Raw genomic sequence first — 235 nt, 5'->3', positions numbered from 1 at the left:
TGGGGGCGCTCGTGCCGCAGATCGTCCCCGCCGACCGGTTGCTGTCGATCAACGGCCTCACCCAGACCATCCAGGCCGGCATGATGCTGGTCGGCCCACCAGTGGCGGCCGTGCTCTACGCCACGCTGCCGCTGGCCGGGATCCTCTCGATCGACGTCGTCACGGCGGCGATCGGGATCGGGCTGCTCGCCCTTGTGCCGGTGTCGAAGGTGGCGCGGACGCAGGCCGCGCAGGA

Annotated in this window: 1 pseudogene; it reads left to right on the top strand. The window is 71.5% G+C overall.

Annotated features, from left to right (window positions below):
- Nucleotides 1–11 precede the first annotated feature (11 nt).
- Nucleotides 12–235, top strand: a pseudogene (locus tag BN358_RS26015) (MFS transporter); the annotation flags it as partial.

Origin of the sequence: Sedimentibacter sp. B4 (assembly GCF_000309315.1) — a bacterium.
Lineage (GTDB): Bacteria > Bacillota > Clostridia > Tissierellales > Sedimentibacteraceae > Sedimentibacter > Sedimentibacter saalensis.
This window is presented reverse-complemented; position numbering and strand designations above follow the sequence as displayed.